2 protein-coding genes and 1 pseudogene are annotated in these 4,867 nt (G+C 73.9%); 1 reads left to right on the top strand and 2 read right to left on the bottom strand.

Annotated features, from left to right (window positions below; genetic code table 11):
• Positions 1-91 (bottom strand): annotated as a pseudogene (locus tag ACFXAM_RS37845) (roadblock/LC7 domain-containing protein); the annotation flags it as partial.
• A 10-nt stretch (positions 92-101) separates the two neighbouring features.
• The gene (locus tag ACFXAM_RS37850; protein WP_380298380.1) at positions 102-3,905 is read right to left on the bottom strand and encodes a nitrate- and nitrite sensing domain-containing protein; all 3,804 of its coding nucleotides are present in this window, start codon (positions 3,903-3,905) and stop codon (positions 102-104) included.
• A 630-nt stretch (positions 3,906-4,535) separates the two neighbouring features.
• Between ACFXAM_RS37850 and ACFXAM_RS37855 the strand changes: the two genes are divergently transcribed.
• Positions 4,536-4,757, top strand: a complete 222-nt coding sequence (locus ACFXAM_RS37855) for a hypothetical protein (protein WP_380298381.1) — start codon at positions 4,536-4,538, stop codon at positions 4,755-4,757.
• The last annotated feature ends 110 nt before the right edge of the window (positions 4,758-4,867 follow it).

Below are 4,867 nucleotides of genomic sequence, written 5' to 3' on the forward strand. Positions count from 1 at the left end.
CCGCGGAGACCACCACCGTGTGCGACACCCCGGGGGTGTTGTCCACGAAATTGGTGATCAGCCAGTTCAGGTTCTGTGCGGCCTGGCTCATCTGATTCAACTCAACGCTCCTGATGATCTGCGGCGTTGCCGTCGGTTCGGGCCCCGAAACTATCGAACCCGGGCTGCTGGGCACCATGGTGGAAACCGGCCTGGTCCCCCTGGCCGCGGGCGCCCTGCCCCTGGTCGGCCTGCGGCCGGCCGCCCTGGCCCTGGCCCGCCGCCTGCTCGGCGCCGGCCCGGCGGCCTTGCTGGATGCCGCGGCGCAGGTTGGTGAGACGGCCGCGGACCTCCTCGGGGGCCCGGGACACCTGGGGGCCGGTCAGCGGGGACGCCTCGGCGGTCCCGGAGACCAGGTTGGCCTGCGGGGTGCGCCGGGGGAGACCCGACATGGTGACACCGCTGGTCGACGGCTCGCGGACCTGCTCGGCACGGCGCCAGCGCTCGTCGTTGGCCGACGGGCGCCACGGGGCGTCACCGGGCTGCGGCTGCTGGGCCTGCGGGGCCTGCTGCTGAGCCTGCTGCGGGGCCTGCTGCTGGGGCTGGGCCTGCGGGGCGGGCGCCTGCTCCGAGTGGCCCGGGGCCGTGGTGCCCGGGCGGCGCGGCTGGTACGGCCGCGGCCGGCTCTGCTGCTGGGCCGGGCGGCCCTCCTCGCGCGGCCGGCCCTGACCGGCCGGCGCACCGCCGTCGGACGGCCCGGTGGGCAGCGCCATCGGCTCCTGCCGGACGGGCTGCTGCTGGACCGGCTGCTGCGGGGCCTGCGGCGGCTGCGGCCGGCCGGCCTGCTCCGGACGGGCCGGGTTCGGCATGGTCGGCAGCACCGGCTCCACCAGGCCGAGGCCCAGCGGGTCGCGCGGGTCGATGTCGCTGGCCTCGAACCGGGGGCGGGCGAACTGCTGGGTGCTCTCCATCGGGCCGGACTCGGCCGCGGGCAGCGGCGGGGCCGGCTGGACCTGCGGCAGCGGCTGGGTCTGCTGCTGCCGGTCGTCCGGCGCGGGCCGCTGCGGGCGGCCGCCCTGGCCCTGCGGCCCCTGGGGACCGCGCGGACCCTGCGGACCCTGCGCGCCCTGCGGCGGACGGCCCTGGCCGGGCCGCTGACGCTGCGGCAGCCCGTCCTGCGGACGCTCACCTGGGCGGGCGCCCTGCGGCGCGCCCGGACGGCCCGACGGGTCGGCCCAGCCGTGCTGCGGCTGCTCGCCGCCGCGGGCGGCGGGGACACCGTCGCCCTGCGGCCGCTGCCGGCCGGGCAGACCGCCGGCCGGGCCGTCCTGCTGCGGGGCACCCTGCTGCGGAGCGCCGCCCTGCGGGCCGCGGCGGGGCAGGCCGCCGGGGCCGCCCTGCTGCGGGCCCTGCCGGCCGGGGGTGCGCTGCGGCAGACCGCCCTGCTGCTTCGGGGCCTGCTGGTTCGGGCCGGGCTGGTTGGGCCCGGACTGGTTGGGGGCCTGCTGGCCGGGGGTGCGCTGCGGCAGACCGCCCTGCGGGGGCGGGGTCTCGCGCAGCGACTGGCCGACCTGACGGGTCGGCAGACCGCCGCCCGCGCCGGGACCGCCCTGGCCGCCCTGGTTGTTCGGACCGCCCTGACCGCCCGGACCGCCGGACGGGCCGGGACCGCCCTGGCCGAGCTGCGGCCGGCCCTGCTGCGGGGCGCCGCCCGCCGGACCCTGGCCGAGCGCCGCCGGACCGCCGGACCGCCCGCCCGGACCGGCCGGGACCTGGCGCTGCTGGCGCGGCGTCGGGGTGACCCCGCGCTGCTGCTTGGGCTGGCCGCCGCCCTGGCCGCCGGGACGGCCGGGGCCGCGGCGGTCGGCGGAGTTGGTGACGTCCACCGGGAGCATGACCAGCGCGGTGGTGCCGCCGGAGTCGCTGGGACGCAGCTGGATGCGGATGCCGTGACGCAGGGACAGCCGGCCGACCACGAACAGGCCCATGCGGCGGGAGACGGAGACGTCCACCGTCGGCGGGTTGGCGAGGCGCTCGTTGATCTCGGCGAGGTCGTCCGGGCTCAGGCCGATGCCGGTGTCGTGGATCTCGACGAGCACCCGGCCGTCCGGCAGCGCGTGGCCGGTGACCCGGACGCGGGTCTGCGGGCTGGAGAACGAGGTGGCGTTCTCCAGCAGCTCGGCGAGCAGGTGGACGAGGTCGTTGACGACGCGGCCGGCGACCTCGGCCGACGGCACGGCGGCGAGTTCGATGCGCTCGTACTGCTCCACCTCGGAGGCGGCGGCGCGCAGCACGTCGACCAGCGGGACGGGGCGGGTCCAGCGGCGGCCCGGGTCCTCACCGGCGAGGACGAGGAGGTTCTCGCCGTTGCGGCGCATGCGGGTCGCGAGGTGGTCGAGCTTGAAGAGGTTGGCCAGCTGGTCCGGGTCCGCCTCGCGGCTCTCCAGCTCGGAGATGAGCGACAGCTGGCGCTGGATGAGGCCCTGGCTGCGGCGCGAGAGGTTGGTGAACATCGCGTTGATGTTGCCGCGCAGGAGGGCCTGCTCGGCGGCGAGGCGGACGGCCTCGCTGTGCACCATGTCGAAGGCGTGCGCCACGTGGCCGATCTCGTCGGCGGAGTCGACGCCGACCGGCTCGACGGTGACGTCCACGTCGTGCGGGTCGGTCTCGGAGAGGGTCTTGACCAGCTCGGGCAGCCGCCGCTCGGCGACGTCCTCGGCCGCGGACTGCAGACGGGTCAGCGAGCGCACCATCGAGCGGGCGATCAGACCGGCGCCGCCGAGGGCGACGAGGAGCACCAGCGCGACGGCGGCACCGATGATCAGCGCCTCGGTGTCGGCCTGGGACTGGAGCTCCTGGGCCTTGCCGTCGAGGTCCTCGATGAGCTTGGACTCGATCCGGCGCTCGGCGGAGATCTTGGCGGTGGACTGCTCGTACCAGGCCTTGTAGCTGACGGCCTCGCTCTGGTGGATACCGCTCTGCTGGAGGATCGAGCGCGCGTAGCGGTCGGCGGCCGCGACGACCGAGTTGTAGCTCAGCTGGCCGCGCAGGTTGTCCAGGTCGTGCGAGGTGTAGATGTTGTTGAAGCCGGTGAGCGCGTTGTCGTAGGACGCCTTCAGCCGGATGCCGAAGGACTCGTCGCTCAGGCTGAGGTCCGGGCCGCCGGGGTTGGCGAGCGCGGCGCTGATCAGCGCGCGCTGCTGCGAGGTGGTGTTCTTGGCCAGCGAGAACTGCTGCAGGGCGCGGGTCGCGCGGACCAGCTCGCGGTTGTTGGACGCGAGCGCGATGTCCTGGGTGATCGCCAGCAGGTCGCGGATGATCACGTCGTACGCGGTGATCGTGCTCTGGATGTTCTGGTTGTTCTGGTAGGGGTTGCTGCGCGCGTCGGAGACGGCGTTCAGGTCCTTGCGGATCTGGACGAGCAGCGCCTTGCCGCCGGAGAGCTCCAGGTTCTCGAACTTGTCCGAGGACGCGGTGAAGGTGCGGCTGAGGTCGTCGGTGACCTTGCGGGCCGCGACGATGTCGTCGTCCAGCGGCGCGTTGGGCTTGGCGGTGATGGGACCGGCGCTGATGTCGCGCTCGTTCTGCAGCGCGTTGGCGAGGTCGGTCGCCTTCTTGGCGAGGTCCGAGAGGTTGGCCATCTGGGCCAGTTGCTGCGAGGTCTCCAGCGAGGTCTGGATGCGCAGGCCACCGAGGACGAGCGCGACCAGGACGGGGAGCGCGAGCAGGGCGATCAGCTTGCTGCGGATCCGCCAGTTGCGCATGGCGAGACGGCTCATGCCCTTGGCGCGCCGGCGGGTCAGGGAGCTGCGGAGCTTGCCGCGCTTCGACTGCCGCTCCGGACCGTCCTCCTCGGGCCGGCCGATCACGTCGGGTGCCGGTTCGGGCGGGCTGCCGGGGGCCGCCGCCGGTTGGGGGGCTGCCACGGGCTCACGCGACTCCGGGTCACCCGCGGCGCCGCTACCCCTTTTGAAACGTCCCTGCACTGGCGTCGCAACCTCTGGACCGGGCGTCCCGCCGCGTCGCCACGGCCTGGACGGTGTCGAGTTTCCATCCGCACCCCGGCCGGTCCGGGAGAGCGGGTCACCGGGGTGGACAGCTCCCTACCCACGGTCCGTGGCATTCCAGCACAGCCGGGGAATCCCAACAAGGGCGGACGGGACACATCGGACGGCACTACGCACCGCGCGCGGGTTCTCACCGACTGTGCGGTAAACGGACCGGAATACCGCCTTTTTCGGACACTCGTCGGATGCATGCCAAGCCGACCCGAGATCAACATGATGGGCGGAGCTTCGGGTATGCCCGATATTTCCGATATGCCGGTAAAGGGCGATGAAGCGATATGTCGGATATCTGAGATATGTTCCGTGATTTGTGACGAAAATCACAGATGAATGTGTAGCTTTGGTCACGGTGACTGTGGAAAGAGATCCGTAACCTGGCTGTATCCGGAGCACGGCCCCGTACAGCCTGCCCAGAATCTCCCCGAATCACTCCAGGCCGGGTGCCGACCGCGGTCGGTGGTCCGGCCGCGACCTTGAGGTGCTGACGAGATGTCCCAGCCGAACACGGCCTCCACGTCCCCGCTGACCAGCCGCTCCACGGCGAACCCGCGCCGGACCACGCTGGCCTCGGTCGAGGACTTCGGCCAGATCCCCGGCGCCCGCGGGCCCGAGAACGTCGCGACCTACGCGGCCGAGCTGCCGTCCTCGACCGCCAACCCGCGTCGCACCCAGCTGATGACCGCCCCGGCGGTGAACGTCCCGCAGGTCTGAGGCGTTCCGCTCGCGTCCGGACGGGCGGGCGGAGCCGACCGGGGGCGGCCGCGCCCCGTGTTAGCGCCAGGCGCCGCCGCGGCGGCCGGCGGGGGCCCCGCCCCGGAACT

The organism is Kitasatospora sp. NPDC059462, from assembly GCF_042749955.1.
Classification (GTDB): Bacteria; Actinomycetota; Actinomycetes; order Streptomycetales; family Streptomycetaceae; genus Kitasatospora.